The organism is Dolichospermum lemmermannii CS-548 (assembly GCF_028330815.1).
GTDB lineage: Bacteria > Cyanobacteriota > Cyanobacteriia > Cyanobacteriales > Nostocaceae > Dolichospermum > Dolichospermum lemmermannii.
This window is the reverse complement of the sequence record NZ_JAQMTJ010000169.1, coordinates 24907-50892: the sequence shown is the minus strand read 5'-3', so window position 1 is coordinate 50892 and position 25986 is coordinate 24907. Positions and strand designations below refer to the sequence as shown.

Below are 25986 nucleotides of genomic sequence, written 5' to 3'. Positions count from 1 at the left end.
TTGGTGATTGGTGATTGGTGATTGGTGATTGGTGATTGGTGATTGGTGATTGGTGATTGGTGATTGGTAAAGGCAGGGTTGGGGAAGTAGTGAGTTGTAAACCGTGACGGAGAAATTGGATAAAATCGGGTTGATTAATTAGTAAGCGGTTAAGAACTTGTTGAGTGAGAGAAATAAAACTCTTGCCTGTTTCCTAATTAACTTTTTCCAACACAACACAGCTAACAGAAATATCTTTGAACAACCATAATGCGTATTTTAGAGAATCGAACCACCTCAGAGGTTGATAAATGGGTAACATAAGTCGAATGACCATTGCAAGTGTATATAATACAGGTGTAATGGTAGTTGATTGCACTAAATAACCTCCTGCGAGAATTTCTCCATTGACAATTTTGAAATCGGGAAATAGGCTACTCAATTCCTGGATATCAGGTCGGAACATGGTATCTATAGGATCGCGGTGGTAGGGATATTTATAAGGAACTGTAACGAAAATATAGCCAGATTTAGGGATAATAGAGCTAATTATTTGACATATTTCTTCTCTATTCGTTACGTGTTCCAATAAGTTAGAACACAATACAGATTGAATATTCATTTCTGAAAGTTTCTGTAAAAAATCAAGGTCGCATAAATCCCCCACTAGATCAACACCTGTATCGTTTTTCATGTCCGCATGAATTACTGAGTAGCCCTTTATTCTAGCTGGTTTGAATAATAGTTCATCAATCCAAGGTTGTTCATGTTCTCTAAATTTTTGGTTTGAACTACCAATATTGAGTATAGGGAATACAGTGTTTGGGTCGAGAGAATAGATAATATTTGCCAACCACCTAGCTTCTTCTTTGAACATAATAATTTAATGCACCGTCATTGGACTATATCAACTAAGAACTAGACTACTAACGATAGAATTAGATTAGTAAGATTATTCACTATAAAGCCATCAAGAACCATGCCCTCTGATATTGCTGTCGAGAAGAAAAAGTTAAAAAATCCACCTTTGCAAATGCACTACTTAGGCGATCGCGTGTTGCGACAACCTGCAAAGCGTGTTACCAAAATAGATGACGAACTCCGCCAAATAGTGCGCGAAATGCTGCAAACTATGTATAGCTCAGATGGCATTGGTTTGGCTGCACCTCAAGTTGGTATCAATAAACAGCTGATCGTCATTGACTGCGAACCAGATAACCCAGATCATCCGCCATTAGTATTAATTAACCCGACGATTAAACAGGTTAGCAGTAAGCTCTCTGTGGCTCAGGAAGGGTGTTTAAGTATTCCCAACGTCTATCTAGATGTAAAACGTCCAGAAGTGGTAACAATCGCCTATAAAGACGAGTATGGCCGCCCGCAAACTTTAACAGCCGATGATTTACTGGGTCGCTGTATTCTCCACGAACTGGATCACCTTAATGGCGTGGTATTTGTAGATCGTGTAGAAAATTCCTTGACTTTAACCGAGGAGTTATCGAAGAATGGCTTCTCGTATCAAGCAGTGAAACCAGTAGCATAGGGTGGTCTAGTAGTGTATTTAACTCCAAAAAGCGGTTTATTTTTAGGTGGTGCTTGTTTTACAGCGATTGCGGCTGTTGGTTCGGTGTTTGAATTGAGTTATGGAGAACCAAATTTTGGTTTCCAAACCACTGCCATTATCCTAGCTTTGAGCATTCCTCTCACCGTATTCTTTTTTATTGCCGCAGTGAAGGATGCACGAGCTAATATGAAATAAGCATCAGGTATATGAAAAAGGTAAGAGGATGAACGAGGAATGCACACTTCACCCTTTTACCTTTTATTTTTTACTAAGTAATTGGTAATTGAGAGGAAGATTATAAATCATGAAAATTCAACTTCAACCAGAAACTGAGGAACTGATACGGGCATATATTGCCACAGGTCATTATACCAATGCAGATGATGTGATAATTAAAGCACTTAAAGTATTATCGGAGTGGGAAAAAGGGTATCAGGAATGGGAACAAGAAACACGCAAGAAAGTCGCTGTAGGACTTACCCAAATTGAACGAGGAGAGGTAGTTAGTAGTGATGTTGTTATGGCTAGATTACAGGAAAAAATTAGGATTGCTCGTGAGAATAAAAAATAATGGAATATATTCTATCTGTAGAGGCAAGTCAGGACATAGAAAATATTTTAGATTATTTTCTTCAGCGCAATATTGATGCAGGGGAAAAGTTTGTTAAGGATTTTAATAACAAGTGTTTGAATATAGTAAAATTTCCTAAAATTGGGCGTAGTTATAGCCATATAGATTCTCCATTAAGAGGTATTCCCATTGATGGTTATATAATTTTTTATCAGTTATTAGAAAATAGTATTGTCATTATTCGAGTGGTTAGTGGGTATAGAGATATAGAATCTTTGTTTTTGGATTTAGATCAATAAAATAAAATTATGCTACCAACTTCTACCCAAATACTCCGACTTTCCCAAGGACATCTCAATTTACTCGCAGCTTGTCCGCGCAAATTCCAGCATAGCTATTTAGAACAACTGAATACTCCTTTAGATCCTAAACACGAAGAATATCAAATTTTAGGGAGTCGCTTTCACTTACTCATGCAGCAGCGAGAAATGGGTTTACCTATTAATAACTTACTACAAGCAGATCCTCAATTGCAACATTGGATGACTGATTTTAGTAAAATTGCTCCAGAAATATTTATAACTAATATTGATAATCAAACTTTTCGAGAAAGTGAACATTATCGAACCTTGCAAATTGGAGATTATCTCCTCACAGTTATTTATGATTTATTAATTGCTGATCAAAATCAAGCCCAAATTCTCGACTGGAAAACCTATCCCCAACCACCAAAATCAGAAACATTAGCTCAAAATTGGCAAACAAGACTGTATATGTATGTCATGGCAGAAACTAGCAACTATTTATTAGACAATATTTCCATGACTTACTGGTTTGTGCAATCAAAAGGGCAAACTAAAAAAATCAAATTTTTATATAATGAAAAAGAACATCAAAAAACAGCAGAGGAATTACATCAACTATTAAACAATCTTACAAAATGGATAAAAGATTATGAATATAATATATCCTTACCGCAAATTAAGGAATCTCAGAAAATCTGTGAATCTTGCCAATATGCAGTGAGGTGTCAACGTCAAAAAATCCAACAAGTGAATATAGATATTAATCAACAGTTTCCTAGTTTGGAAAATATTGCAGAAGTATCACTTTGAACTTTTAAAAATGTTAAAATAGAAATAGAAATAATATCCAAAATTATCAACATGGCTCCATTACCCGATTATCGTCCCAAACAAATGTCCCTGGGTCCCCTAGAAGCAGAAATCCTCAGTATTATTTGGGAACTGAGTTCAGTAACAGTCAAAGATGTACATGATCGGATTCTGGCTGATCCTAACCGCGAATTGGCTTATACTTCTGTTACCACCGTTTTGCGTCGTCTCACGGAAAAAGGTTGGTTGGCTTGTGACAAGCACAGCAAAGCCTTTTATTGGCGGCCATTGCTCACTAAGCAACAAGCAGATATTATTAAAGCCCATGATCAATTACAGCGATTTTTAGCAGTAGGAAATCCTGATGTAATTGCGGCATTTGCTGATAGTTTAGATCAAGCTGCTAGTGACCAAATCGAAGCGATCGCTAAACGCATCCAAGCCGCACGGGAAGCCAGAGGAGAAAAATAGAATTATGCTTCACTCACCAAGCAACTGGGAGAAAAATTTATGCACCTACTCATGATTGTCACCGCTGTAACCATTGCTTGCTGGTTACGATCCTCTGGCAGTATCCAGCCAAGAAATTGGCATTTACGATGGCAAAAAACCCTGTTTTTATTCCTTTTTCCCCCCTTACTCATATTCATGACAGTCACTTCTATAGTCTGTATGGGTACACAGGGAAAAATGGGCGGAATGTATACCGACTCTTTTAGCTATCTCCTCGCATTAATTTTTCTAGGATTTTTTAATACCGTAGGTATCAACCTCGCTTTTCAGGGCTGGAAAGCCATTAAATCTGCCCGTGAATGTCCCCAAATTACTCTAGATGGTAAATCAGCCCGACTTCTACAAACAGGAGCTTTATTTGCTGGACAAATGGGTTTTTGGCAACCTGAATTAGTTGTTAGTCAAGGACTACTACAAATTCTCTCTCCAGCCCATCTGGAAAGTGTTTTAGCCCACGAACAAGGGCATTATCAGTATAGGGATACGTTTTGGTTCTTTTGGCTGGGCTGGGTGCGTTCTTGTACCGCCTGGTTGCCGAATACAGAGTCTTTATGGCAAGAATTGTTAATTTTACGAGAATTACGGGCTGATAGTTATGCTGCATCTCAAGTAGATCCTTTAGTATTAGCAGAATCCTTGCTGTTAGTCGTGAGTAATAATTCAATTACATCAGATATTTGTTGTGCTGCTTTGGGTGCAGGCGATCGCTTGGAACAAAGAATAGAGGCTTTATTAACACCATCTGAACCAGTACCAGAAACGCAATTACAATCTTGGCATATTTTTCTCTTAGCGTTTCTTCCTTTGGTTACAGTCGTATTTCATACTTGAATGATTTCCCATCCTCCCTATTTTATGGAGGACAGGGAAAAGGTAGAAGTCACTAAGAGAACTCCACAAAAAAATAATCCAATTTTGTGGGATGGGCATACGTTCGACACGCTCAGTACAAGTCTTGCCCGTCCTTGTATTATTAGCGGGCAAGATGCCCGCACCACAAGAAATTTTAGGATATTTTTTTAATTGGAAGTCTCCAAAATTGCATTAAAACCGAAATGTGGTGCGGAGGAGTCCTGTATAAATGGTGTCGTTATTACTATTACCCTCCGGGTTGAAGATGACAATCAAACCAGGAGTAATAGAGAGGTTGTTATTAACTTGATAACGATATAGTGCTTCTAGATGCAAAGAAGTATCACTATCCAGACGACGGTTGCTAGTAGAAGTGAGAACCGCTGGACCAAAATCATTACTTGTAACTTTCGGTGGTTGACCAATAATTATCCCACCCAAATTACCTTTTTTACCTAAATCTGGGAAAGCTAAGTTAACAGACCAATTCCAAATATCTGCTTTATCTCCCCTATTCACATTAGCACCAGAACTATTTTCAGCTATGGCTTGCGTATACCCAACCCAACCACCAAATGCCAGTTTAGGATGAACACGATAGCTGGTTTCTAGTCCGTAATGATTCGTTGTAGTGTTCACTGGATTAGTGGCACTAGAGTTAAAGGGATTATTGGCAAAAGCACTACCATAGGACCCAGAAACCACAACATCACCATCATTATTAGCACCTCTGAGATAAGAATGTGCATAGGTCAAACCAAGGGTTAAATTACTATTAGGCTGGAATGCTAATTGGGTTAATGCACCATAACTACCATCAAATAAGCCTTTTCCAGCACTTGGATCACTACCTCTTCTAGCAAGATAACCCCCAGACAAGGTAATTTTATCACTTAATTTAAAGACAGCACTTACACCCGAACCTGTATTACTTGCCGAACTGGTATTACTGGCACGGTAGATAGGAGAAAAGCGACCAAAGCGTGACAGTGAACCGATAGGAGTTGAAGATAATAAGGGGTTAATGGTGTTGAAGTTGTCGTAAAATTCACCACCAATGGCATCAACAATCACATTGATTTTATCTCCTACCGGAAACCGATAATACAATTTGCCCATTTGGACACTGTTGGTAGTATCGTTGGTAGAATCCCAGGATGTCCGAGTCATGTTCGTACCGCTGACTGGTGAGTTAAAAGCAATAGAATTATTGGCTTCTAAGCGAGTAAACAACTGGTCTTTACCTGTAAAACTAGTAACCAAATTCAGGCGGATGCGATCGCTAAAAATTGTATTATCTTGTAAACGGCGACCTCCTGCTCCATAGGCAGTGTTTTTCGCGGTTTCTCTGGCTACTCCCGCAGGTGTATTATTAATTGTTCTCCACTGGTCAGAATTTAGCGCCCTATCTCCACCAAACACACCCCCAAGAGCAAAAATTACTTCCCCATTCAACTTGGTAGTAGTGGAAAACTGTTGACTTTCTAGTGTAGCAGTACGACTTTCAAAGCCATCTATTCTGCCTCGTATTTCTACTAATCCATCAGCAAATTCTTGTTGCAGTTTTTGCAGAGTGTCTAAATCTTCCTTTTTCACCAGATCAGCCGTACTGGTGGCAATCAATTCTTGAACCCTATTCAAACAGGCATTTAAACCCGCTGCAAATTCATAGCGCGTTATGGCTCGATTGCCCCGGAAACTGCTATTTGGGTATCCCGCAATACAACCATAGCGTTCAACTAGAGATTGCAAAGCCTGAAAAGCCCAATCTGTCGGTTGCACATCTGAAAGTTGGGAAACAGATGTTACCTGCTCTATTTCCGAGTGAGAATTTTGCTGAGTTTCCGCAACTATACCGTCTTTTACCTGCAAATTAGTGAGGTTGGTATCAATTTCTATAGCCTTAGCTGTAATTGTATTAGCTGCAATCAATAACGGAGTTATCCACAGTGAATTTCGTAGAAAAGTAGACATTTACCTCACACCTCAAATCTTTAATACCAACTTAACAGGTACATATTAATACCAATTAACTTGGTATTTTGTAGCAAAGACTACAAATTTTTCGGAGTTGGTAAAATTTGTTTTTTAGCAGTTTTTAATTGCTTCCAAAGCATTTTAATTTGAGTGTAAGCATCCTCTGGTGACAGCTTACCAGCAGTTTGCAGGCTACAAATATAGCTTACCCGTTGAGAAAATTCCTGTAAATTAGAGTTAAAAACCAAATACTCTGGCTTAAATTGACCACGATATTTGTGGCGAGGATAGAGAAAATCAGTTAAATTAGTTAAAAAATCAGAATCTTTTGCCATTGCTGTTTATATCCATCAGCTAGTAAAAAAAGCTCTTTTTCCCAAGAGAATTTTAGAGCCACACAACAACCAACTTAATTGGTAAGTATCCTCTAGCTCTATTGGAAAAAAAGTAGCTTACGACACAATATTTGAGATTAATAATCTTCACAGGTAGATTTTTGTCAGGAAATATTTACCAGTTATATTGGTAAATATTATGGTAATCTTGGTAAAAGTATACCGAGTGTCAATTCCATGAATAAAAATTTCTCTCAGTCCAGTTTGCCAATCAAAAGAAGAAAGCTACTAGTTTTAATAGCGACAGCATTAGCTACTTTACTACTGGTTATGGGCTTACCAATCCTGACTTCTTCTCCTGTATCAGCACAATCTAATAACAACTTACTCATATCCGCCGCTGCTAGTTTAAAAGAGGCACTGGAAGAAATTAAACCTCTCTACCAACAAAGTAAACCAAACGTCAACATTAATTATAACTTTGGTAGTTCCGGTGCATTACAGCAACAAATCGAACAAGGTGCGCCGGCGGATATTTTTATATCTGCGGCTAAAAAACAAGTAGATGCTTTAGAACAAAAAGGACTTTTAGTTCCAGGGACTCGGAATATAATTGCTAAAAATCGGTTAGTTTTGGTAGTACCTAAAAATGTTGTTGGTATCACCAGTTTCTACAGTCTCAAAGATGCGAAAGTTAAAAAAATCGCTATTGGTGAACCGAGAAGTGTACCCGCAGGACAATACGCACAACAAGTATTAGAAAAGTTGAAAATTTGGTCAGAGATTAAATCAAAACTGGTTTTTGCTAATAACGTGCGTCAAGTTTTAGCATCTGTAGAAAGTGGGAATGCTGATGCAGGTTTAGTTTATATAACTGATGCCAAAATCTCTGATAAGGTAAAAGTTGTAGTTACGGCAGATGAAAAATACCACTCTCCCATTATTTATCCATTAGCAGTTGTTAAACGTAGCAAAAATGTTGATGCTGCTAAAGAATTCTCTCAATTTTTATCTAGCAATCAAGCTAAAACTGTATTTAAGAAATATGGGTTTATTTTGCCTTAATCATAGGTGAAATTTCAGATTCCCGACTTCTGACAAGCAATCATCATTTATTCAGAGGATTAAATAAAGAAGTCGGGGATCTTACTCACGATTTAATAAGGGATTTAAATAAAAATTAAAATTTATTAATTAAACCATCCTTTATAAGCAGATATTTCACTAACTCCAATTTCCCAAGGTGTACCCTTCTCAAAAGGAGGACACAAACGGATAATTGCCTGATGAGAAAACGACTTTAACTTTTTAGCAATATTAGGAATAGCATAGAATATATGCCAATACATTTCTCTATCAGGACAAATAATAATTAAAATAAAATAGCTTGAATTAGTGACTACATACCAATGACACCTTGATAATAAAGCTTGGAGAATAAGACCACAGTTTACATAAAAGTGGTTAGCAATAACTTCTTCTAAATTTCTAATTAGCATTGCATCAATTTGTGTAATCCGAGATGGAGGTAAGTAGGTCGGCGTTAAAAAATCAATCTATGTAACGAAATATAAATTAACGAATACCTTATAAATAGGGTGTTTCACGGTTTTTACAAAACTAAACATATATCGATTTTATTGGGCCGACTTACTTAAATCATCTGGAGACAGAGAATATGGATTCATGGCTGATAAAGTAGGAAAGGAAGTTTGGTCAATTTTTGTATAGCAGATAAAAGGGAATGGGAAACTCAGAATAATTTACCATTCCCTAACAACCAACCAATAGAACGAGGAAACAAGAGACTAAACTATATAGAGTTATTTATGAATCAGCTACACAAGGGAGATAATGGGGGGGAAGTGGACTTTTATAGTCCACTTTTTACATATTAATAGAAGCTGCTATTGCTTCTTTATTCAGGGAAAGTGAGTGCTTCTAGTTTTTACCGCCAGAAACAATTTCTACATCGCCTTTTTTCAGTGCTTCTAGTGCTTCTCCTTCAGCGTCTTCTTGCTTTTTGGCAGCGTCCGCTTGAGCATTGGCAGCATTTGTTAATTTAGCAGCATTTTCTTCACTTTCCAGAATACCAAATTCAATCAACAAATCTTCTAGCTCGTCCATTTCAATAGGTGTAGGAACGGCGAAATTAGTATTGTTGATAATCTTGTTGGCTAATGTCCGGTATTCATTAGCTTGGTTACTATCAGGTGCGTACTCATTAACAGTCATGCGGCGCAATTCTGCGTGTTGCACGATATTGTCACGAGGGACAAAGTGAATCATTTGGGTACTTAATCTAGCCGCAAGTGTGCTAATTAATTCCTCTTCTCGGTCAGTTTTGCGACTATTACAAATCAAACCACCCAAACGCACACCACCAGTGTGAGCATATTTAAGAACACCGCGAGCAATGTTATTAGCCGCAAACATCGCCATCATTTCCCCAGAGGTAACAATGTAGATTTCTTGGGCTTTTCCCTCTCGAATAGGCATGGCGAAACCACCACACACAACGTCCCCTAATACGTCGTAAGATACGAAATCTACATCTTGGTATGCACCGTTTTCTTCTAAGAAATTGATAGCGGTAATGATACCCCGACCAGCGCAACCCACACCAGGTTCAGGCCCACCAGATTCCACACATCTAATATCCCGAAAACCTGTAATTACCACTTCTTCCAGTTCCAAATCTTCCACTGAACCTCGTTCCGCAGCCAAGTGCAGCACAGTGGTTTGGGCTTTACAGTGGAGAATCAACCGGGTAGAATCAGCTTTAGGATCACATCCAACAATCAAGATGCGTTGACCAACTTCCGCCATAGCAGCCAAAGTATTTTGGGAAGTAGTCGATTTACCGATACCGCCTTTACCGTAGAAAGCGATTTGTCTAATTTTTGAGTCGGACATAATATCTCCTATTTGGTGAATTTATGATCATGAAAAGTGAGGGCGTGTAGAACTTCGCAGGAGGTGCGCGTTCCACCGCAAACAGGTGAAAAATCCTGAACATATTGACAGTTTTGGGAAATTTTTATTGGTTATTCAGACCAAGAACTAATAAGTAAAGTAAAGACGAGTTAAACTATCCCGACGCGAGTGAACCCGCCCTTACAAACTCTTACCTTTGCGCCTTTGCTCCTTTGTATCTTTGCGCGAAACCATTCATACTTTCACTTAACAACACCAAAAACCTAAACAGTGGCGACAACTTCCCCAATTTTGCTAATATCATAGCCGCCAAGAATTTGTAATTGAGAGTGAACTAGAGGATGTCCCAAGGTACTTAATAATTGCTGTACTGGTGTTTCTTCCAAATATTCCTTGAGAATTACTAAGTCGTACCGTGATTGACGAACAGGGATAAATCCTAACCCAAAAGCTGCGGCTACGGATGCCGTACTAATACCTGCGTCTGCAAATCCAGAAGCTATGATTTGGGCAACATCTTGATGACTGGTAATGATATGATCAAAGCCTGAAAGATCATGAGATGAAACTTGTTCCTTTTCTAAAGTTTGTTCTAAAAGTAAACGACTACCAGAACCTACTTCTCGGTTAACAATAGTTGCTCCCATTTTCACCAAATCGCTTAAACTGCTGATTCCCTGGGGATTACCAGATTTTACCATCAGTCCCTCTTCCCAAACGCCTAAAGTGATGAGAACGGCTTCTCTTCCAGCCAAAGCCTCGCGCACAAAGGGAGTATTATACTCGTCTGTTTTTGGGTCATATAGGTGCATTCCCGCAATGTGGGCTTCACCTCTGCATAGACTTTGCAATGCAGACATACTATTAGCAAAGTTATATTGTACCCGCAATTGCGGATGCCAACGTTCGGTAGCCCTAGCCCAAAGAGAAATCACAGGGGAACACCCAGTAATAACGACGGTGTGATAAAGCGAGTCCATATTATCGTCGAGGAGTCGGACACGCAATTTATCTGTGTTACTCTGTCTGTGAGCCTCACCATCAGCGGGAATCATGTCTTGGCGAAAGGCATCTTTACCAATTAAGGGATAAGCTATCCATTGACCTCCTACCCGTGCTAAACTAACTCTTAGTTGTTGGACATCGCCAACAGGTTTGGCAATAATGGCTTCAATTTCCGGTAAATCTCGCTCTAGCCAGAATAGATGCTCAACTTGACAGCCCAATGCTTTAGCTAGACGCAGTGTAATCTCAACTGAGGGAGCATATTGTCCCGACTCTACACCACTAATAGTTTGACGAGTTACACCCGCTATGTTTGCCAAGTCTTGTTGACTCATGGCTAACCGGGTTCTAATTGACTTCAAGTTATTACGGAGGCTACTATCCTGCTTCATTGGCTTTATCTCTTTATTTATCAAAGCCGCAGCGGATTTAACTAAAAATCGGCCAAGGCAAAAGCACGGTTAATATATATCATTTCTGTTTGGATGATTTTTGTGCTTTCGCTCTCTTGATTCCCCATATAAAAACAATATCACAACATTTAGCTATTTTGCTTGCTATTTGCAAAATATTTTGCAAAAAAGTAATTTTTATTTAGTTGGTAATGGCTGTAATACTTGCAAATGAAAGCTTTTCAGGATTTGAAATTAGCTGAAAATTTGTGTATTTACCAATTAATTTGATCAATAGTAGTAAAAAATACAGTTTTCTTCATAAAATTCGGTTTTGATGATTTCTATAACGCACCGTTAACCATGAAGGTTTTTTATGTGCAAGTGAAAAGATTTTCAACAATTATTGTCTGCATCAAGATTTAAGGATTTACAGAATTAATCCCTATTTCTTATTCTCTATTCTCTATTCCCTATTCTTATGACTAAACCATATCTATCTCCAGATGATTTGCCTTCTTCTAAAATTACGCAAATCAGTGAAATATTACTCTGTCAATTGGAAGAAGTAACTAAACAGAGATTTTTTCTAGCTTGTAATAGTACGGTACGCATTTCATTATCTAGTTGTCATTGGTATTTCAAAATCAATAGTGGTATTTTGATGTTAATTATGGTGTGTAATGATATTGAAAGTTACCAAAATATTATGACTACTTTCCCCTACTTTGCCAAAACGTTAAAACGGTTTGCTAACGAGGCAAAGATTAGCATTATTTCACCAGTTAATAATGGTATTCCCTGGATGGTAAATATATCTGACATCTTACCAGAAGATGATGTTCCTGATAGATGAAAAGACGAGTATTGATAATTACTCTGGTATTTCTAGTAATTATATTTGATTTCTAAAATCCATGTAGAGACGTTTCATGGAACGTCTCTACATTATTATAATGTCTCTACATTATTAGACACAACCAAATACTCTAATCAATAGCAATTATTACATCAGTTGATTTAACGATTGCATATACTTCTTTACCTTCAACAAGGTTGAGATTTTCTGCTGATGATTTAGTAATGATTGCTGTTACTTCTACACCTGGGCCAATTTCTACTGTTACTTCTGTATTCACAGAACCAACGGCAATTTGTTTTACAATCCCTTTCAGAGCATTACGCGCACTAACTTGCATTTTCAATTTTCCTGTAAAATTTTAATCATACATGAAAAATAGTCGCAGTATCAAATAAATTCACAACGTTTAAGATTTTTACCAAAATTTTTGGTAGCATTGTCCTGAAATATTGCTATTTCAAGGTATAATACCAACTAAATTGACCCAAATCAATTTAACTATGTAGTCAAACTTTAAAAATCATGCCACAGGATTTATCACCGCTTTGGATATCGTTGAAAACGGCTTTACTCGCAACGTTTATCACTTTCTTTTTGGGGATATCTGCCGCTTATTGGATGTTGGGATATCGCGGTAAAGCCAAATCTTTAATTGAGGGGATATTTGTTGCACCGTTGATTCTACCACCTACTGTGGTGGGATTTTTACTGCTGCTATTTTTTGGTAAAAATAGTCCGGTTGGTAAACTGCTAGAACCGTTTGATACCACAATTGTGTTTACTTGGTATGGTGCGGCGATCGCTGCTACAATAGTTTCCTTCCCATTGATGTATAAAACTGCACTGGGAGCTTTTAGCCAAATTGATGCCAATCTGCTGCGAGTAGCGAGAACGTTGGGTGCAAAAGAATTCACAATTTTTTGGCGGATTAGTTTACCCCTAGCATTTCCTGGGATTTTAGCTGCCACTACCTTAGCATTTGCGCGGGCTTTGGGTGAATTTGGGGCAACTTTGATGTTAGCAGGTAATATCCCTGGACAAACTCAAACAATGCCAATGGCAATATATTTTGCTGTGGAAGCGGGGGCAATGAATGAAGCTTGGTTTTGGTCAATTGTAATTATGATTGTTTCTCTTTCAGGAATTATTATAGCTAATTTATGGCAAGAATTTCCAGATAAACGCAAACTCACAAAATTACCAATAAAGCAAATAAAATTAGCAAGTAAATCTGATTCTTTATTAATTGATTCCTCTACATCTAGTTTAGTTTTAGATATTCAAAAAAGACTAGACAACTTTTATCTACAAGTTGCCTTTAATACTGACAATCAACCATTAGGATTATTGGGAAGTTCCGGGGCAGGAAAAAGTATGATTTTGCGTTGTCTAGCGGGGATAGAAACACCGAATAAAGGACGAATAATTTTAAATGGTAGAGTATTATTTGACTCAGAAAAGAACATTAATATTCCTATTCATCAACGACAGATTGGTTTTTTATTCCAAAACTATGCCTTATTTCCACACATGACTGTGGCGCAAAATATCACTTTTGGTTTACCGAAATATCTAAATGCTAAAGAAGAGGTAGAAAAGCAATTAATAGCCATGCAATTACAAGGATTTGGCGATCGCTATCCGCACCAACTTTCTGGGGGACAACAGCAACGGGTAGCATTAGCTAGGGCTTTGGCTAGTAAACCAGAAGCATTACTTTTAGATGAACCATTTTCGGCACTTGATACCCATTTACGCAGTCAATTAGAACAACAAGTTACAGAAATTCTGGATGATTATTCTGGTGTAACTTTGTTTGTGACTCATAATATGGAAGAGGCTTATCGCCTATGTCCCAATTTGTTAGTATTAGAACAGGGAAAACAAGCTCATCATGGTTCTAAATATGAGATATTTCAACATCCTGCTAGTGTAAATGTTGCTCAACTTACTGGTTGTAAAAACTTTTCCCGTGCTAATACTTTATCACCTCAACAGATAGAAGCAATTGATTGGGGTTGTACTCTGGAAGTTAGAGAAAAAATTCCTGCAAAATTATCTCATGTTGGTATTCGCGCTCACCATTTGATTTTCACTAAAGATCCTCAACAAGTAAATACATTTCCCTGTTATTTAGTTCGTACCAGTGAAACACCTCATAGAATGACAGTATTCCTTAAACTTAATTCTGTGGGAAATCATCCCCATGATTATCATTTACAAGGAGAAATTTATAAAGAGAAATGGGTAAATATTCAAGATCAATCTTTTCCTTGGTATGTGCATTTAGAACCTTCTCGGTTACTTTTAATGGAGTAAATAGTCTGTAGCTATTCTTGACTACAGGGAAATGGCCTTTTTTACCAGCAGGGGGGTTATTTGCAATCCGTACCTGTGGCGGTGTGGCTAGGGGGGAGTCACCAGGTGCTGGGGGATGTTAAGGCTAGTAAACAATGGTGGGAAGTAGCTTGTGAGGAATGTCAGGAGGCGTTTAATCCGGCTGCGGCTGATTATTGGTTAGGGAAAGCCTTGGTGGGTTTGGGGGATAAATCAGGGGCTAGACGGGCTTATGAAGGTGCGTTGAGTCAGCAGTTGTTGTATCCCGTGCGTGGGGAGGTGGAGGGAATTTTGGAGAGGCTATAATGTCTTCTAAAGTTTTATTTAATGTTAGTTTACCTAACTGCTGTTTAATTTGTATTTCCCAGAGACTAACAACACTCAATAATCTAAGATTATCTTTATTCGTCAATAGCTCTAAGACTCCTTGAGACAGTTTTGATGGCTGACTATCCCAAAAAATAAAAGTATGTGTATCTAACAGTAATTTCATGGATTTTGCAACCAAAATTCATCGGATAAAGGTTGATCAAAATCATCACTCATAACCATTGCACCTAAATTTAATCCGGGAAGTGGAGTCTTTTTTGATTCCCAGACATTTGGCTCAATAGAATTAAGTAGAGTTAATCTAGCAATGGGAGTATTCCCATCAGTAATTACTATTTCTTGGTCATTTTGAATCAAGGAGAGTAATTGACTAACGCTGATTTGTAATTGTTGAATATCCAGTGTTTTGGTTGACATAGTTGTTACTTTGAATATTATATTTGTCTATTATAGCTTAATCTTTCCAAAGCGTAACTTACCTTTCAGATTAAAAGTAGCTTGCTTCCCTGTAGGGATAAGAGGTTGTTTGAAAAGTATTATATCAAACCAGTAATCTCCAAAAACCTAACCCCCCTGCCCCCCTTCCCTGCAAGGGAATGGGGGTTTTAAAGCCTCTCCCCTGCAAGGGGAGAGGTTTGGAGAGGGGTCAGTCTATACATTCAAAACTTTTCAAACACCCTCTAAGGCGATTCCTGCGGAGCGCTTCGCTATCGCCCTACTTATCCCCAAGAGCGATCACTTATCTTTCATCAAAGTCATTTTACCAAAGCGATCGCTACTTCCTGACCCAACAACCCCAACGCCTACCTCAGCCATTCTGGGACATCCAAATTAGAAAGCCCAAAATTTGATCAACTGGTGGTACTGGATAATCATTCAAGTCAATGGTTACTGTTTGTCCTTCTAGTTGGAGAAACCGCCAAACCGTACCACTTGTCACCGTTCCGTAAATTGTGGAAATCGGCTGCTGCTTCTGTTGATTAAAGCGTTGTGCTGCTACCATTTCGGCTAAACATTGTCCCAGTCCTGGTTTTAGGTCTTCTTTTTTCGCTTCCACCAAAACCACTGCCGGGGCTTTAATATACAATTGCTCTGGAGAGCGACTAATCAGAAAATCAACATAACCCGTCAAATCAACCTCTGGCTGCACGTTGAACTCTTCGCCGGAAAAGACACTAATTTGTCCATGAAGCTGACGTTTGACTTCTAGTAAAACGGGATTGATAATGCCTTCAGAACGCGCTTTTTCACTACCTACTGCAACTGCCCAAGGTATGGTTTCTTTCAATGTGTCTTTGAGCAAAGAACTCGGATTAAATGGGGAAATCTCTGGTAGAAAGCGATCGCCTTCAACAATTGTCAGTTGAAAATCATCTACAGCTTTACTCAAAGTAAATTTACTATAAGGCATAAAAGTTTTCTCGATAATTGGTAATATAAAGATATTTTACCGAAAAGCGATCGCCTTGATAATGGGAAATTGAGGGGCGTAACGTAGCCCGTCCTAGACATCGCGTTGATCTGCGATGGGAATATTTTCCTTGTACCACCGCTTATTACCTGACTTATTGCCTCCAACCAACAAAATAGCCTGTCGCTGAGGATCAAAGGCAAATAAAATCCGCCAACGTAGAATCTGTCAGGCTGTCCGCACAGGAGAACACGGACAAGGCGTAGAAAAATATCAAGATTTTGAGTATTTTAGCTGATTAAAAAAAGCCGCTTTATCGGAAGTGCGATCGCATTTCCTACATCTCCAAAATGCGATCGCCTGTTTAGAGATAGCTTACATTATTATCTAAATATAAAACCAGAGGACTATCTGCTGCTGACAAGAGGGATTCTTCTAAATAAGTTGTACAACTTACCTTTTCTTGACTATAACTAATTTTATTGATGGTTTTCTAATAAATGGGAGAGACTGAAAAATATATCTTGATTATCTTGATTTCCAGCCTCTCTAAAATTAACTTAATTCCAATAAACCTTGATAACCTGTGACAATACGATTTCCATCTTTGAGAATGTGAACTTCAATTTGATCACTAGCCCAAGTAATTTTATCTGCAAATTCTGGGTTAAAGATATTTACATTTTGATTACTAGAAGAAACGGGAGAATCAGGAGAATTAACTGCTAGAGATTTGACAAAGGGACCATCAATTAAAATATCTAATTCTGCTAACAATTCTTTTGCACCTGGAGGGGCAGAATTAGATTGTAATTGTTGAAGAGTGAAACCAGTAAAAGACATGACATTTAAACCCGCTGCTTTTAACTTTTTCGCTAGAATTGTTAATGCAGGTGCTTGCCAAAATGGCTCACCACCGGAAAAAGTTACACCTGTATTCTGGGGATTTTTGAGAATACTTTCAGCTAGGGTATCAATAGCCACTAAATCATTAATCTCAAATGCCCAGGAGTCGGGATTAAAGCAACCAGAACACTCACGGTTACAGCCTTGTACCCAGACCACAGCCCGACAACCAGGGCCATTAACTTCTGATTGGTCAACATAACCCATAATGTTAAGATAACCGGGGGGAATGTCCGCGAGTCCTAGAGATGGGTTCATGGGCTTGGTTTCCATCTTTTGTCAACTCCTTTTCAACTTTTCCTATTACTTGCTAATATAGCGAGACTCTGAAAAAGTGTGGAGAAAGAAATTATAAGCTTTTTTAAAGATTGATTATTTTGTGTAATCAACCTTTAAGTTATCTTAAGATTTTGCCCAGGAGGGAGTTGATGAACGCGCAGCAGAGATAGCATGAAAGAATGCAAATAGCCTGTGGCTGGCTTGACCATAATCCTGGCATTTTTGCAGATCGAAAGACCGTAATTCTTTTTCTATGACGTTTTCGACATCAGCAGCTAAATTTAACCTCCCTTCATTGAGATAACATTCAGTTAAAAATAGCAATTTCTCAACATTAATTTCATTGGTTTCCCATTGAATCTCGACAGGAAACTCATAATTTTTTTCTAATGTTCCCCCATGGTAAACATTTTCCATGAGTTTATTGCTGATAATATATTTAACTTTATGGGTGTTAGCCAATTCTAGCAAATCATCAGCAGTTGGCTTCAATCCCAGACGACGACGGAACACAGAATCAATAATTTCATATTTACTATTGTCTGGAAATACTGTGACAACCACAGCCGCAATTCCTTCAATATTTCCATAACATCCGATGATGTTTTTACTTTCTTCACCGTGAACAAATAAGATATCCATAATATGCACCAACTAAATTAATAACAGGAAATTGAGTTGATAAAATTCTCTTAGATCAGAGTGAGAATGCAAAACTCAATACCGATAATCTACCAGACTTTTTCCAAAAATTGCAGCTTTGTTCAAAAAAAAAGAGCCTTTTTATAAATAGGTTAATTTTAGATTAATTACAAACTAAAATCTATTTCTCTAGATAGATGAAAGCGCAGATTTTATTTTGTTTAATCAAATGTTGCTCAATAAACATCTTTTTGACATCTCTTCGCACGAGTCAGATTCCCGACTTCTTAGAGAAGTCGGGGATCTTATTGTTCATAATCTTAACCTGAATAAGAAATATTCATCAGGTGTCGTTCCGCACCTGCACCTAAAACCCAGCGAATAGTTGTAAAAAACCGAGGCCAATTACCTGTACCATTACCAAAATATTCTGCTGCAACTTTCTCTTCTAAATCATTTATATCAATACTTTCATCATCAAGTTCTTTATTGATTTCGTCAATTACAGCTAATCGTTGATCTTTCAATCGTTGAACATTAAGTTCTAGGGTATCAATAGTAAATTGAACATTTTCTATAGGAATACCAGAATCTTCACAGGCTTTTTTATCAGGTCTAATTTCACCAGTTAAACTACTGAATATAAATAGACGTAATGTTGGTAAATTGAGAGGATTTAATAACCTAATATCAGGAATAAAACCACCCTTGTTTTTGCCACAACATGGTAAATCTTTCAGTAATTGTGGATTTTTCAAATCATCATCTTTCATTCCACCGGGAGGAAGACAGATAGCCAGCATATTTTGCCAATCTAGATCATAATTATTTTCTTTTGTTGATTGGTTACGAGGGATAAAGTGTTCTACAGAACGATTGTTTTCTTGTAGTTTCATTTCACAATAAGCACACAGCCCTTTTTGATCAGCAAATAAAGTATCACGAATTACATTCAAAGTTTCTCGGTTCTTTTTTAAATCACTCCATCGCTTTATCTGTAAAGAAAATCGCCCTTTATACTTTTTAAGTTCCTCTGGTTCTGGGGATTTCAGCACTTTTTTCACACCGCATTCCTCCGTTCCAATTTGCGGATTTGCATATCTGCTCTAGTCATATCTGGATCATAAGATTCCCAGTGTTGTAATTCTTGTCTGAGGCGTTTTGCTTCTTCTAATTGACCATTATCAATTGCTTCAAAAAGCTGTTTAAGAGTTCTTGATTCTTCCGTATCTGGTCTTAAATCACTTAACCCTAAAACATATCTGACAATATCTGAACTTTTCATCCCCCTGGTAGGTGATGGACATTCCTTTATTTGATAATCTTCTAATATCTTCACCTGATTTTGTTTAACTGTTGTCACAACTTCAGGACTGTGAGTAGTGGCGATAATTTGAGTGTTGGGAAATACCTTTTTTAAATCAGGAATAATCTTTTGTTGCCAAGTTGGATGTAAATGCAAATCTAACTCATCAATCATTAAAATAGCTTCTGCTGCTAAGGGGTTTTCCATGTCTGGATTAGCTTGTGCTAAACGTCGCGCAAAATCCATCACCAACGCCAACATATTGCGATAACCTGCACTTAATTGACTTAATAAAAGTTCTCTTTTTTCTCCTGTTTCCATTGTCCACTCAACCATCAATTTGGCAGATGTTGCACCTGAAAAATAAACGCGAGCATTGGGAGCAATAATAGTAGAAATAGCATTTCGCACTTGCTTTAAATCAGGAAGTTCAAAGTTAATATCTCTGCGATTTTTACCCTCTCTCAATTCTTGAAAATCACGTACAAAAAACCAGTTAGCTAAATCTTTGAAGTTAGCAGTTGCATCAAGAGCATTATTCAACGCATCAAATCTGTCAAATGATTTATTTGGAATATTTTCAAGATCAGAGATATTAATTAAATGGCGATCACTTTTATAATAAGCAATTATGGAAAGTTCAGATTGTGGATTCTTCTTCAATGTATTACATTTCTCTCCTATTGCAATATACAGTTCTCTAAATTCATCTGCTACAAAAAATGAATTTATATTCTCTACATTTATATTTTCGTTACCATTATACAGGTTTTGAAAAGCATCCTGTGAAAAATTTAAACTGGTATTGTTCAAATTTATCTTTTCATTATCATTGTCAGATAGCGGGTTTTTATAAACAGTTTTCCAGTTAGGAAACTCTGTCACAGATACATTTAACTCCGCTTGTTTTTTTTGTTCATGTCCCTCTTTTCTGACTGGTAAATCTCGTTGTAAAACAGGTGATTCTTGTCTATTTTGATAGTCTTTATTGACATTTTCCTGAATTTTAGCTACGTAGGGGAACATTGCCGCAGCAATAGCATCCAATAACGCACTCTTACCTGAGCCATTATTGCCAACAAAAATATTGATATCGGGATCTAAATTAACTTCCAAATTCTCAAAGCAGCGAAAGTTTTCGATAGTGACTTTTTGAATGTGCATTGATTTATTGTTACAGTTGATTTTATTTTAACATATTACCTCGTTACCGTTAATTGCATTTCTTTGGTGTTAATAATTCTAAGTTATTCTCTAAAATCGTCCCTTTCAAATTTGCTCCCTGGAAATTTGCACCCCTAATAATTGCACCGTGCAAATTTGCTCCTGCTAAATTTGCACCTTTCAAATTTGCCCAACTTAAATCAGCTTCCGTTAAATTGGCTTCCGTCAAATTAGCTTTAGATAAAAATGCGTTTCCTAAATGAGCTTTGGTTAAATTAGCTTTATGTAAGTTAGCTTGATAAAGTTGAGCAGTCATTAATTCTGCTTCATATAAATTTGCTTCGCTCAAATTAGCAGTAATTAAATTAGCTGCCATTAAAGTTGCAAAACCTAGATTACTACGAATAAGTTGGGACGCTGATAAATCAGCACCTTTTAAATTTGCATTTTGCAAATCTGTACCAATTAAATTTGCATCATTAATCATAGCATTTTCTAGATTTGCACCACTTAAATCAGCACCAATAAAGTTGCCAAAACTTAAATCAGCCTGTGTCAAGATTGCACCACTCAAATTAGCAATACTCAAGTTAGCTTTACTTAAATTAGCTTCGATTAATTTGGCTTGATAACAAATAGCATTACTGAGATTAGCATGACTAAAATTAGTTCGCACTAATAAAGCGTGAGCTAAATTTACTTTATTCAAATTTACTCCTTGAAGATTTGCCCCCCGCAGGTTTTCTCCTAGTAGATTTGCACAGCTAAGATCAATTTCAATGTGGGGATTTTTGTTTCTCCATTCTATCCAAGTAACTGCACCTGATCGTAATAAATTGAGATGTTGCTGATTTGCCATTTTTTACTCCTTTACTCGTTCCGCTTACCTTGAGGATTTTCTCTTCCTGGTGAATTTTCAATTGCTGCTAAAGCGCCCGCTGCTCCTGCTAAAATATCCTGTTCTGAGCCACCTAAATAAAGTCGGCCAAAACTACCTACAGCTTGAACTTCCAGAATATTAATTTGCGCTGCTTTTTCTGCTTCATTAGCCGCTAGTGCAGCATAAGCTGCTGGTTCAACTTCCAACACATAGAGAGTTTGTCCTGCTAATAGCAGTTGTCCCCGACGGGTACGGTTAATCAGTTGGGTTTGGTACGCGTCAATGTTACGGATAATCTGACTAGAAACTACACGAGGTTTGAGACATTCCTCTTTTTTTACACCGAGAAACGCCAAAATTGCATCTCCAGCGGCTCGCGTTTCCCCTTGAGAGCCAGAATGCACTTCTAAAAGTCCATATAGCCGTTCTACTACTTGCACTCCAGGACGAACAGAAGCAGATTTTAGGGCTACGTCCGTAATCTTGTTGATTTCGATACCAGGGGAAATTTCAATCCATAGGGATGTATCCCCCGGTAATGGTAAGAAACCCTGGGCTACTGTTCCCATGTATGCGGCGTGTTGAGGTTGCAGATTGTCTAGAAATACGAAGCTGCGTAATTCTATACCCAAAGTCTTAATTCTCCAGTTATGAGGGTAAACATTTTGGATTTAGATTCCCGACTTCTCAAAGAAGTCGGGGATCTGCAATATATGAGTTTACCGTTAAAGTGGACTGGTTTGGTAATTGGTGTGCCTACCCGCTTTACCCAAGTGCCTAATGCTAGAATAAAAAACAGCCAATTACCCAGAGGCATCTTGTAAAAACCTAGCTTGAAGTTAATAGAGAGGAGTCTGTAAATTTAACAAGTTCTTTACCGTCTCGGCTTTTAATTACTCGTGCTGGTACGCCCACAGCTACGGAAAATGGGGGAATATCTTTAGTGACAACAGCACCAGCACCTATCACACTACCTCTACCGATAGTGACACCATCCAAAACTTTCACTCCATCTCCTAGCCAACAGTCATCCTCAATCACGATTCCTTGACTAGTAATGCCTTGGTATTTGATTAGCTGTGTTGGATCTGTAAAGTTGTGATTATTGGCATATATCCCAGTATGGGCTGCAATTAAACAATGTTTGCCAATTGTAATATTTCCAGGTCCAGCAATACAAGCACTAGGTCCAATAAAAGTATCTTCACCAATGTGAATCCGAGTATTATCTAACGCCCCAATCACCACATTATGCTCAATCACAACTCCATTTTCTAGCTGAATTCTATTATTTTTATGTCCTCTTCCATCTATACGAACTCCTTTGAAAATATAAGTTCCATTCCCAATTTCAATAGCATCAGCACCAAGAAATTCAACGCCATCTTGAAGATAAACTGAGCTACCTATGCGCGAAAAAATAGCGTGATATAGAAAATTGCGTAACTTTACACCACCAAAAATTGTGGGGATATCACCAAGAAAAGTAGTTAAAAGAAGTTCTTGAAATCTTTTCAATCTTGATAAATGTTGTCCGTGATTCATGACTTTATTACTGCTAACTAAATTGTGATATTGGAGATTTGTGGAATTATGAACTGCTCAAATAAAGACATCCCGTATTTGAATCTTGCCGTGTACCATATATATTTCTATGTCTGCATTTTGAGTAAACAGATCAATAGAAAATAATATGGCTAATATGAAGTTTTCCAAATATTTGAAAAACCCAACGCAAGTTTTTAAGGCTAAAAGCTATTAAATACAGGTATTATTTAATTGTTAGACATAATTCTAGAATTACAGCAGTTTGCAACTGTCTGCATTCGTTATGTACTACTTGGAAATTAAAGGCAATACTTTTTTATATTTGGAAATTAATAATAAATACTGAATTTTCATGCTTTAAGGGAACATCAAACTTCTAACTATTGCTGCATATAAGTTAGTAATTTGACAAGCCATTATAATTCAGATATTCAATTACCAAATATCAAAGTATTTATTTCAATTCAATTACATCTATTTATGCTACGCTGAAATAGGCGTGAAATTTCTTCACTACCATCCAGATGTAATTGTTGAATTATTCATTAAATTTCCCAGTAAGTACAATCACTTCAACTTAAGGGGGAGTGTCTCCAACTTCCGCCATCACATTAAAATTAATCATCGGAGCAAACAAATAAATACTTCCCCGATTACTATAACGGCTTACTTGCAGCCAATTTTTAGAATCTGCCGCTGTTGTAATCATAGTATGTCAATAAAATTTACTTATGCACTCTTCTTATAAAACGCCTTGATAGTGACATAAATAATGTCCTTCTACTATCCTAAAAGAAAGTTGCAAAATAAATATAAAGTAATAATAAAGTTTAAACATAAATTATGAAGATTTAAAAGTAAACTTAGTTTTATGATTAGTATGGTTACAGCCTGTATACTCTATCAATAGGACATAAGTATAAATAATACTTACGAAAAAATAGGGTATTGATTATTGCTGTAGTTTGTGATTTATTAGCCCAATTTAATCTAATTAAAAGTAAAAACTGTATCTATTATTACGACTTTAATTTTCCGAAATATACTTTTCATTACAGCTTTAAAAAAAGATAATAGCGAGAATGGGGGCAGAAGAAATGATTGTTTATTTGCTCTTGTGAAATAATGGTAGCCATCTCAGAGAACATTCAGAACCGATTAACTATACAAACTGTAGAAATTGCCCCTAATACCACTGCGATTCGTTCTCTTGACTGGGATCGGGATCGTTTTGATATTGAATTTGGTTTACAAAATGGTACAACCTATAATTCATATTTGATTAGAGGTGAACAAACCGTTTTAATTGATACTTCTCACCAGAAGTTTCGTGATCTTTATTTACAGACTCTCAAGGGTTTAGTTAATCCTAAAACTATTGATTATATAATTGTTAGCCATACTGAACCTGATCATAGTGGCTTGGTAGAAGATATTTTACAGTTAGCTCCCAGAGCCACTGTTTTAGCTTCTAAAGTGGCTTTGCAATTTTTAGAAGGTTTGGTACATGAACCTTTTTCTAAGCGAATTGTCAAAAGTGGCGATCGCATAAAAATTGGCAAAGATCATGAAATGGAATTTGTCAGCGCTCCCAATTTACACTGGCCAGATACTATTTTTAGCTTTGATCGCAAAACCCAAGTTCTCTACACTTGTGATGCCTTTGGAATGCACTACTGTGATGATCGCACTTTCGACGAAAATTTAGAAGCAATTGAAGCTGATTTTCGCTTTTATTACGATTGTTTAATGGGTCCTAATGCTCGTTCTTTGCTAAATGCAATGAAGAGAATGGGTGAACTTGGGGAAATTAAAATTATCGCCAATGGACACGGACCATTACTACATCATAACCTGGATATTCTTAGAGAATATTATTACAATTGGAGTCAAAAACAAGCGAAAACAGAAACTACTGTCGGTTTGTTTTATGTCTCTGGTTATGGACATAGCGATCGCATAGGACACGCAATTGGTGATGGTTTACAAAAGGCTGGTGTTGGTGTCGAAGTATTGGATTTAAACACCGCAGAAAGTCAAGAAATTCAAGAATTAGCTGGGAGAGCATCTGGTTTAATTGTAGGTATGCCTTCTACCAGTGCTATTAAAGCGCAAGCCGCAATTAGTTCTTTATTAGCAGTTGCTAAAAACAAACAAGTTGTGGGTTTATTCGAGTCCTATGGTGGCGATGATGAACCCATTGATACTCTCAGACGTAAATTTATTGATTTAGGTATTAAGGAAGCTTTCCCGGCTATTCGCATTAAAGAAACCCCCACTGATGCTACCTATAAACAATTTGCAGAAGCCGGAAATGGTTTAGGACAATTGTTAGTGCGGGAACGCAATATTAAACAAATAAAATCTCTCGACGTGAACATGGAAAAAGCGTTGGGAAGAATTAGTAATGGTTTGTATATTGTCACTGCCAAAAAAGGCGATATTAGCGGTGCAATGATCGCTTCTTGGGTAACACAAGCCAGTTTACAGCCTTTAGGTTTTACCATTGCTGTAGCTAAAGATCGCGCTTTAGATAATTTATTGCAAGTAGGCGATCGCTTTGTTCTTAACGTTCTTGAAGAAGGCAATTATCAAGACCTGAAAAAGCATTTTCTCAAACGTTTAAATCCCGATGCTGATAGATTTGCAGAAGTAAAAACCCAAACTGCTAAAAACGGTTCACCCATTCTTACCGACGCACTCGCATACATGGAATGTGAAGTTGTTAATAGTATGGAATGTAGTGATCACTGGATTTTATACTGCACAGTTGAAGATGGCAAAGTTTCCAAACCTGATGGAATTACCGCAGTTCGTCATCGCAAAGTAGGGAACTACTATTAATTGGTAATTGGTGATTGGTGATTGGTGATTGGTGATTGGTGATTGGTAATTGGTGATTGGTGATTGGTGATTGGTAATTGGTGATTGGTAATTACTCCCTTCTCTACCTGTTCCCTGTTCCCTGTTCCCTATTACCTATTACCCATTACCCATTACCCATTACCCATTACCTATTACCCATTACCTATTACCTATTCCCTAATTATTAACTAACCATCTTTCATAATTATTATGACA

Annotated in this window: 31 protein-coding genes; 13 read left to right on the top strand and 18 right to left on the bottom strand. The window is 37.4% G+C overall.

Annotated features, from left to right (window positions below):
* Window positions 1-193: 193 nt before the first annotated feature.
* Window positions 194-856, bottom strand: coding sequence for a methyltransferase type 11 (locus tag PN450_RS11435; RefSeq protein ID WP_213718736.1), 663 nt, complete (start codon window positions 854-856; stop codon window positions 194-196).
* 102 nt (window positions 857-958) lie between these two features.
* On the opposite strand from PN450_RS11435, the gene def reads away from it, so the two are divergent.
* The 7 genes from def (at window position 959) to PN450_RS11400 (ending at window position 4573) form a co-directional block, all read left to right on the top strand.
* Complete coding sequence (gene def / locus PN450_RS11430; protein WP_148759956.1) at window positions 959-1522, top strand: peptide deformylase; 564 nt, start codon at window positions 959-961, stop codon at window positions 1520-1522.
* Between the two features lie 12 nt (window positions 1523-1534).
* Window positions 1535-1738, top strand: coding sequence for a hypothetical protein (locus PN450_RS11425; protein WP_015080159.1), 204 nt, complete (start codon window positions 1535-1537; stop codon window positions 1736-1738).
* 109 nt (window positions 1739-1847) lie between these two features.
* Window positions 1848-2114, top strand: coding sequence for a ribbon-helix-helix domain-containing protein (locus PN450_RS11420; protein ID WP_148759954.1), 267 nt, complete (start codon window positions 1848-1850; stop codon window positions 2112-2114).
* Window positions 2114-2413 carry a type II toxin-antitoxin system RelE/ParE family toxin gene (locus PN450_RS11415; protein ID WP_148759951.1) on the top strand — a complete coding sequence of 100 codons (300 nt, stop codon included), beginning with the start codon at window positions 2114-2116 and terminating at the stop codon, window positions 2411-2413. Before PN450_RS11420 ends, PN450_RS11415 begins: the two co-directional genes overlap by 1 nt.
* Window positions 2414-2422: 9 nt before the next feature.
* Window positions 2423-3229, top strand: coding sequence for a PD-(D/E)XK nuclease family protein (locus tag PN450_RS11410; RefSeq protein ID WP_271836372.1), 807 nt, complete (start codon window positions 2423-2425; stop codon window positions 3227-3229).
* Window positions 3230-3280: 51 nt separating this feature from the next.
* Window positions 3281-3700, top strand: a complete 420-nt coding sequence (locus tag PN450_RS11405) for a BlaI/MecI/CopY family transcriptional regulator (protein ID WP_015080163.1) — start codon at window positions 3281-3283, stop codon at window positions 3698-3700.
* Between the two features lie 39 nt (window positions 3701-3739).
* Window positions 3740-4573, top strand: a complete 834-nt coding sequence (locus tag PN450_RS11400) for a M56 family metallopeptidase (RefSeq protein WP_271836370.1) — start codon at window positions 3740-3742, stop codon at window positions 4571-4573.
* Window positions 4574-4786: 213 nt separating this feature from the next.
* Here PN450_RS11400 and PN450_RS11395 read toward each other — a convergent pair whose 3' ends face one another.
* Both PN450_RS11395 and PN450_RS11390 read right to left on the bottom strand, forming a co-directional pair.
* A complete protein-coding gene (locus PN450_RS11395; RefSeq protein ID WP_148759945.1) occupies window positions 4787-6568 on the bottom strand; it encodes an iron uptake porin in 1782 nt (593 codons plus the stop codon).
* Window positions 6569-6648: 80 nt separating this feature from the next.
* Window positions 6649-6906 (bottom strand): DUF7219 family protein, encoded by a 258-nt coding sequence (locus PN450_RS11390; RefSeq protein ID WP_148759943.1) that lies wholly within the window; start codon window positions 6904-6906, stop codon window positions 6649-6651.
* Window positions 6907-7176: 270 nt separating this feature from the next.
* Here PN450_RS11390 and modA point away from each other — a divergent pair, with 270 nt between their 5' ends.
* Window positions 7177-7971 carry a molybdate ABC transporter substrate-binding protein gene (gene modA / locus PN450_RS11385; RefSeq protein ID WP_148766727.1) on the top strand — a complete coding sequence of 265 codons (795 nt, stop codon included), beginning with the start codon at window positions 7177-7179 and terminating at the stop codon, window positions 7969-7971.
* A gap of 125 nt (window positions 7972-8096) precedes the next feature.
* Here the strand turns inward: modA and PN450_RS11380 are convergent, their stop codons facing one another.
* The 3 genes from PN450_RS11380 to PN450_RS11370 all read right to left on the bottom strand — a co-directional run bounded on the left by PN450_RS11380 (window position 8097) and on the right by PN450_RS11370 (window position 11240).
* A complete protein-coding gene (locus tag PN450_RS11380) occupies window positions 8097-8405 on the bottom strand; it encodes a hypothetical protein (RefSeq protein WP_271836367.1) in 309 nt (102 codons plus the stop codon).
* A 442-nt stretch (window positions 8406-8847) separates the two neighbouring features.
* Complete coding sequence (nifH, locus tag PN450_RS11375; protein ID WP_148759939.1) at window positions 8848-9822, bottom strand: nitrogenase iron protein; 975 nt, start codon at window positions 9820-9822, stop codon at window positions 8848-8850.
* Window positions 9823-10106: 284 nt separating this feature from the next.
* Window positions 10107-11240, bottom strand: a complete 1134-nt coding sequence (locus tag PN450_RS11370) for a substrate-binding domain-containing protein (RefSeq protein WP_148759937.1) — start codon at window positions 11238-11240, stop codon at window positions 10107-10109.
* A 481-nt stretch (window positions 11241-11721) separates the two neighbouring features.
* Between PN450_RS11370 and PN450_RS11365 the strand changes: the two genes are divergently transcribed.
* Window positions 11722-12096 (top strand): hypothetical protein, encoded by a 375-nt coding sequence (locus tag PN450_RS11365; RefSeq protein ID WP_148759935.1) that lies wholly within the window; start codon window positions 11722-11724, stop codon window positions 12094-12096.
* Window positions 12097-12229: 133 nt separating this feature from the next.
* On the opposite strand, the gene PN450_RS11360 is transcribed toward PN450_RS11365, so the two are convergent.
* Entirely contained in the window at window positions 12230-12439 is a 210-nt protein-coding gene (locus PN450_RS11360; RefSeq protein WP_148759933.1) for a TOBE domain-containing protein, read from the bottom strand.
* Between the two features lie 185 nt (window positions 12440-12624).
* On the opposite strand from PN450_RS11360, the gene modB reads away from it, so the two are divergent.
* Together modB and PN450_RS11350 are read left to right on the top strand one after the other, a co-directional pair.
* Window positions 12625-14421, top strand: coding sequence for a molybdate ABC transporter permease subunit (gene modB, locus PN450_RS11355; protein WP_271836362.1), 1797 nt, complete (start codon window positions 12625-12627; stop codon window positions 14419-14421).
* A gap of 60 nt (window positions 14422-14481) precedes the next feature.
* On the top strand, window positions 14482-14745 hold the full coding sequence (locus tag PN450_RS11350) for a hypothetical protein (protein ID WP_271836360.1): 264 nt from the start codon (window positions 14482-14484) through the stop codon (window positions 14743-14745).
* A gap of 183 nt (window positions 14746-14928) precedes the next feature.
* Here PN450_RS11350 and PN450_RS11345 read toward each other — a convergent pair whose 3' ends face one another.
* The 9 genes from PN450_RS11345 to PN450_RS11300 all read right to left on the bottom strand — a co-directional run bounded on the left by PN450_RS11345 (window position 14929) and on the right by PN450_RS11300 (window position 21989).
* The gene (locus PN450_RS11345; protein ID WP_148759929.1) at window positions 14929-15186 is read right to left on the bottom strand and encodes a type II toxin-antitoxin system Phd/YefM family antitoxin; all 258 of its coding nucleotides are present in this window, start codon (window positions 15184-15186) and stop codon (window positions 14929-14931) included.
* Between the two features lie 391 nt (window positions 15187-15577).
* Window positions 15578-16180 carry a hypothetical protein gene (locus tag PN450_RS11340; RefSeq protein ID WP_148759927.1) on the bottom strand — a complete coding sequence of 201 codons (603 nt, stop codon included), beginning with the start codon at window positions 16178-16180 and terminating at the stop codon, window positions 15578-15580.
* On the bottom strand, window positions 16170-16319 hold the full coding sequence (locus PN450_RS11335) for a hypothetical protein (RefSeq protein WP_168204373.1): 150 nt from the start codon (window positions 16317-16319) through the stop codon (window positions 16170-16172). Before PN450_RS11335 ends, PN450_RS11340 begins: the two co-directional genes overlap by 11 nt.
* 416 nt (window positions 16320-16735) lie before the next feature.
* Window positions 16736-17359, bottom strand: coding sequence for a 4Fe-4S single cluster domain-containing protein (locus PN450_RS11325; protein WP_015080167.1), 624 nt, complete (start codon window positions 17357-17359; stop codon window positions 16736-16738).
* Between the two features lie 129 nt (window positions 17360-17488).
* On the bottom strand, window positions 17489-18007 hold the full coding sequence (locus PN450_RS11320) for a hypothetical protein (protein WP_168696500.1): 519 nt from the start codon (window positions 18005-18007) through the stop codon (window positions 17489-17491).
* A gap of 320 nt (window positions 18008-18327) precedes the next feature.
* Window positions 18328-19071, bottom strand: a complete 744-nt coding sequence (locus tag PN450_RS11315) for a retron system putative HNH endonuclease (protein WP_271836355.1) — start codon at window positions 19069-19071, stop codon at window positions 18328-18330.
* Window positions 19068-20477 carry an AAA family ATPase gene (locus PN450_RS11310; protein ID WP_271836353.1) on the bottom strand — a complete coding sequence of 470 codons (1410 nt, stop codon included), beginning with the start codon at window positions 20475-20477 and terminating at the stop codon, window positions 19068-19070. The genes PN450_RS11315 and PN450_RS11310 overlap by 4 nt, the downstream gene beginning before the upstream one ends.
* Before the next feature lie 49 nt (window positions 20478-20526).
* The gene (locus PN450_RS11305; protein WP_271836351.1) at window positions 20527-21336 is read right to left on the bottom strand and encodes a pentapeptide repeat-containing protein; all 810 of its coding nucleotides are present in this window, start codon (window positions 21334-21336) and stop codon (window positions 20527-20529) included.
* 11 nt (window positions 21337-21347) lie between these two features.
* Window positions 21348-21989 carry a microcompartments protein gene (locus tag PN450_RS11300; RefSeq protein ID WP_015080173.1) on the bottom strand — a complete coding sequence of 214 codons (642 nt, stop codon included), beginning with the start codon at window positions 21987-21989 and terminating at the stop codon, window positions 21348-21350.
* A 33-nt stretch (window positions 21990-22022) separates the two neighbouring features.
* Between PN450_RS11300 and PN450_RS11295 the strand changes: the two genes are divergently transcribed.
* A complete protein-coding gene (locus tag PN450_RS11295; RefSeq protein ID WP_213718727.1) occupies window positions 22023-22181 on the top strand; it encodes a hypothetical protein in 159 nt (52 codons plus the stop codon).
* Window positions 22182-22185: 4 nt separating this feature from the next.
* Here PN450_RS11295 and PN450_RS11290 read toward each other — a convergent pair whose 3' ends face one another.
* Both PN450_RS11290 and PN450_RS11285 read right to left on the bottom strand, forming a co-directional pair.
* Window positions 22186-22902, bottom strand: a complete 717-nt coding sequence (locus tag PN450_RS11290) for an acyltransferase (RefSeq protein WP_148759913.1) — start codon at window positions 22900-22902, stop codon at window positions 22186-22188.
* Between the two features lie 580 nt (window positions 22903-23482).
* On the bottom strand, window positions 23483-23614 hold the full coding sequence (locus tag PN450_RS11285) for a hypothetical protein (protein ID WP_015080175.1): 132 nt from the start codon (window positions 23612-23614) through the stop codon (window positions 23483-23485).
* A gap of 416 nt (window positions 23615-24030) precedes the next feature.
* Between PN450_RS11285 and PN450_RS11280 the strand changes: the two genes are divergently transcribed.
* On the top strand, window positions 24031-25749 hold the full coding sequence (locus PN450_RS11280) for a diflavin flavoprotein (protein ID WP_148759911.1): 1719 nt from the start codon (window positions 24031-24033) through the stop codon (window positions 25747-25749).
* Window positions 25750-25986: the final 237 nt, after the last annotated feature.

Coding starts and splice junctions, on each gene's coding strand:
- PN450_RS11435 (WP_213718736.1), bottom strand. CDS start 856: ATGTTCAAAGAAGAAGCTAGGTGGTTGGCAAATATTATCTATTCTCTC.
- def (WP_148759956.1), top strand. CDS start 959: ATGCCCTCTGATATTGCTGTCGAGAAGAAAAAGTTAAAAAATCCACCT.
- PN450_RS11420 (WP_148759954.1), top strand. CDS start 1,848: ATGAAAATTCAACTTCAACCAGAAACTGAGGAACTGATACGGGCATAT.
- PN450_RS11415 (WP_148759951.1), top strand. CDS start 2,114: ATGGAATATATTCTATCTGTAGAGGCAAGTCAGGACATAGAAAATATT.
- PN450_RS11410 (WP_271836372.1), top strand. CDS start 2,423: ATGCTACCAACTTCTACCCAAATACTCCGACTTTCCCAAGGACATCTC.
- PN450_RS11405 (WP_015080163.1), top strand. CDS start 3,281: ATGGCTCCATTACCCGATTATCGTCCCAAACAAATGTCCCTGGGTCCC.
- PN450_RS11400 (WP_271836370.1), top strand. CDS start 3,740: ATGCACCTACTCATGATTGTCACCGCTGTAACCATTGCTTGCTGGTTA.
- PN450_RS11395 (WP_148759945.1), bottom strand. CDS start 6,568: ATGTCTACTTTTCTACGAAATTCACTGTGGATAACTCCGTTATTGATT.
- PN450_RS11390 (WP_148759943.1), bottom strand. CDS start 6,906: ATGGCAAAAGATTCTGATTTTTTAACTAATTTAACTGATTTTCTCTAT.
- PN450_RS11380 (WP_271836367.1), bottom strand. CDS start 8,405: ATGCTAATTAGAAATTTAGAAGAAGTTATTGCTAACCACTTTTATGTA.
- nifH (WP_148759939.1), bottom strand. CDS start 9,822: ATGTCCGACTCAAAAATTAGACAAATCGCTTTCTACGGTAAAGGCGGT.
- PN450_RS11370 (WP_148759937.1), bottom strand. CDS start 11,240: ATGAAGCAGGATAGTAGCCTCCGTAATAACTTGAAGTCAATTAGAACC.
- PN450_RS11365 (WP_148759935.1), top strand. CDS start 11,722: ATGACTAAACCATATCTATCTCCAGATGATTTGCCTTCTTCTAAAATT.
- PN450_RS11360 (WP_148759933.1), bottom strand. CDS start 12,439: ATGCAAGTTAGTGCGCGTAATGCTCTGAAAGGGATTGTAAAACAAATT.
- modB (WP_271836362.1), top strand. CDS start 12,625: ATGCCACAGGATTTATCACCGCTTTGGATATCGTTGAAAACGGCTTTA.
- PN450_RS11345 (WP_148759929.1), bottom strand. CDS start 15,186: ATGTCAACCAAAACACTGGATATTCAACAATTACAAATCAGCGTTAGT.
- PN450_RS11340 (WP_148759927.1), bottom strand. CDS start 16,180: ATGCCTTATAGTAAATTTACTTTGAGTAAAGCTGTAGATGATTTTCAA.
- PN450_RS11325 (WP_015080167.1), bottom strand. CDS start 17,359: ATGGAAACCAAGCCCATGAACCCATCTCTAGGACTCGCGGACATTCCC.
- PN450_RS11320 (WP_168696500.1), bottom strand. CDS start 18,007: ATGGATATCTTATTTGTTCACGGTGAAGAAAGTAAAAACATCATCGGA.
- PN450_RS11310 (WP_271836353.1), bottom strand. CDS start 20,477: ATGCACATTCAAAAAGTCACTATCGAAAACTTTCGCTGCTTTGAGAAT.
- PN450_RS11305 (WP_271836351.1), bottom strand. CDS start 21,336: ATGGCAAATCAGCAACATCTCAATTTATTACGATCAGGTGCAGTTACT.
- PN450_RS11290 (WP_148759913.1), bottom strand. CDS start 22,902: ATGAATCACGGACAACATTTATCAAGATTGAAAAGATTTCAAGAACTT.
- PN450_RS11285 (WP_015080175.1), bottom strand. CDS start 23,614: ATGATTACAACAGCGGCAGATTCTAAAAATTGGCTGCAAGTAAGCCGT.
- PN450_RS11280 (WP_148759911.1), top strand. CDS start 24,031: ATGGTAGCCATCTCAGAGAACATTCAGAACCGATTAACTATACAAACT.